The following is a 1,963-nucleotide window of genomic DNA, read 5'->3' on the forward strand; positions in this document are numbered from 1 at the left end:
CGGAGCGAGTTGCCGAGGGTGTAACCGAAGCCCGGCTCCAGCGGCTCGATCACGAACCGGGAGCGGAACTCGTCGACGACCTCTTCGGTCAACGACGGGCGCTGAGCAATCAGCATGTCAATGATCCTTCAGTCGTGGGCGCCCGCTATTTGACGCCCTACGTGCCGCACCGGCCAGGTGCGGATACAGCAAGGGTACGGGCGGCACAACCCCGAAGGGGCCGTACCGCCCGGACACTCAGGTCAGGCGATCGCACGAAGCGATGCCTGGCAGCGGCGCAGCGTCAGACGCGGCGGCGCTTGGGGGGACGGCAGCCGTTGTGCGGCGTCGGGGTGACGTCCTGGATCGAGCCGACCTCGAGGCCGGTGGCCTGGAGGGAGCGGATCGCGGTCTCACGGCCGGAGCCCGGACCCTTGACGAAGACGTCGACCTTGCGCATGCCGTGCTCCTGCGCGCGGCGAGCGGCCGACTCGGCAGCCATCTGCGCGGCGAACGGGGTGGACTTGCGCGAGCCCTTGAAGCCGACGTGGCCGGCGGAGGCCCAGGAGATCACGTTGCCGGACGGGTCCGTGATCGAGACGATCGTGTTGTTGAACGTGCTCTTGATGTGCGCGTGGCCGTGAGCGACGTTCTTCTTTTCCTTGCGGCGCACCTTCTTGACGGCGCCCTGGCGTCCCTTGGGGGGCATGTATTTCTCCCGTGGAGGTGGTCGGTCCTACAGCGAAGACCGCTTGGGGGGTCTGGGGGGCAGCCCCCCAGATCACACACTGCGTCCTGCTGAGGACTACTTCTTGCCCGGCTTCTTCTTACCGGCGATGGCGCGACGCGGGCCCTTGCGGGTGCGGGCGTTCGTGCTGGTGCGCTGACCGTGGACCGGCAGACCGCGGCGGTGACGCAGACCCTGGTAGCAGCCGATCTCGACCTTGCGGCGGATGTCGGCCTGGATCTCACGACGGAGGTCACCCTCGGTCTTGAGGTTGGCGTCCACGTACTCGCGGATCTTGACCAGGTCCTCTTCGGCCAGGTCACGAACGCGGGTGTTCGGGTTCACACCGGTCGCGGCGAGGGTCGCCTTCGACTGGGTGCGGCCGATACCGAAGACGTAGGTGAGTGCGACCTCCACACGCTTGTCGCGCGGGATGTCAACACCGGAAACGCGTGCCATTCAATGGCTCCTGTGGTGTTCGGGGGTCTTCCGCAGAACCACTCCCGGCCGCCGACCCCTCCCTGTGGAGGAGTGGTACGTCCGGGTCCCCGGCCCCCGCCGGAGGTGCCGCCGACCCGAAAGGGCTGGGCGGGTTCTGCGTATCTACATGTGTTGCTTGCGTCGCGCGAAGTAACTGCGATGTGCAGGTGGTCGTGCGTCAGCCCTGGCGCTGCTTGTGGCGCAGGTTGTCGCAGATGACCATGACCCGACCGTGACGGCGGATCACCTTGCACTTGTCGCAGATCTTCTTGACGCTCGGCTTGACCTTCATGGGTGTGAGGTTCTCCGGGTCAGTGCCTGCACCCCACGGGAGGGGTGAGGGCAAGATCTACTTGTATCGGTAGACGATCCGGCCACGCGTCAGGTCGTAGGGAGACAGCTCCACAACAACCCGGTCGTCCGGGAGGATACGGATGTAGTGCATCCGCATCTTTCCGGAGATGTGCGCGAGGACCTTGTGACCGTTCTGGAGCTCCACCTTGAACATGGCGTTCGGCAGGGACTCGATCACGGTGCCCTCGATTTCGATGGCACCTTGCTTCTTGGCCACTCTTCGCCCTTCGAATCGGCTACCTTGATCGGCTCTCCACCCGCGAGTGTGCGTACGTTTCTGCACGCGGACATGCGGATACACGAGAGCCGACGCATCAGTCTACGTCAGGCCCCTGGAAAACACGAATCCAGGGAGTTTGCCCCACGCTGCTGATCCTTACGCCGACGGATTGAGCCGACGTACTTTCGCCGTCGGACTCGGAC

Annotated in this window: 4 protein-coding genes and 1 pseudogene; all 5 read right to left on the reverse strand. The window is 65.2% G+C overall.

Annotation, left to right across the window (positions count from 1 at the left end; translation table 11 throughout):
* Positions 1–116: pseudogene (locus tag ACFV6V_RS31055) on the reverse strand (DNA-directed RNA polymerase subunit alpha); the annotation flags it as partial.
* Positions 117–283: 167 nt separating this feature from the next.
* Positions 284–688, reverse strand: coding sequence for a 30S ribosomal protein S11 (rpsK, locus tag ACFV6V_RS31060; protein ID WP_017949643.1), 405 nt, complete (start codon positions 686–688; stop codon positions 284–286).
* A 96-nt stretch (positions 689–784) separates the two neighbouring features.
* Positions 785–1,165, reverse strand: coding sequence for a 30S ribosomal protein S13 (gene rpsM / locus ACFV6V_RS31065; protein WP_004946638.1), 381 nt, complete (start codon positions 1,163–1,165; stop codon positions 785–787).
* Positions 1,166–1,364: 199 nt separating this feature from the next.
* Entirely contained in the window at positions 1,365–1,478 is a 114-nt protein-coding gene (gene rpmJ, locus ACFV6V_RS31070; protein WP_003956441.1) for a 50S ribosomal protein L36, read from the reverse strand.
* A gap of 57 nt (positions 1,479–1,535) precedes the next feature.
* Positions 1,536–1,757, reverse strand: coding sequence for a translation initiation factor IF-1 (gene infA / locus ACFV6V_RS31075; protein WP_003956442.1), 222 nt, complete (start codon positions 1,755–1,757; stop codon positions 1,536–1,538).
* Positions 1,758–1,963 lie beyond the last annotated feature (206 nt).

The sequence above is a fragment of the Streptomyces sp. NPDC059828 genome (assembly GCF_042731955.1).
In the GTDB taxonomy this organism is placed as follows: domain Bacteria; phylum Actinomycetota; class Actinomycetes; order Streptomycetales; family Streptomycetaceae; genus Streptomyces.

Bases quoted from the DNA above. Each gene is read 5' to 3' on its own strand.
- rpsM (WP_004946638.1), bottom strand. From the start codon at position 1,165: ATGGCACGCGTTTCCGGTGTTGACATCCCGCGCGACAAGCGTGTGGAG.
- rpsK (WP_017949643.1), bottom strand. From the start codon at position 688: ATGCCCCCCAAGGGACGCCAGGGCGCCGTCAAGAAGGTGCGCCGCAAG.
- rpmJ (WP_003956441.1), bottom strand. From the start codon at position 1,478: ATGAAGGTCAAGCCGAGCGTCAAGAAGATCTGCGACAAGTGCAAGGTG.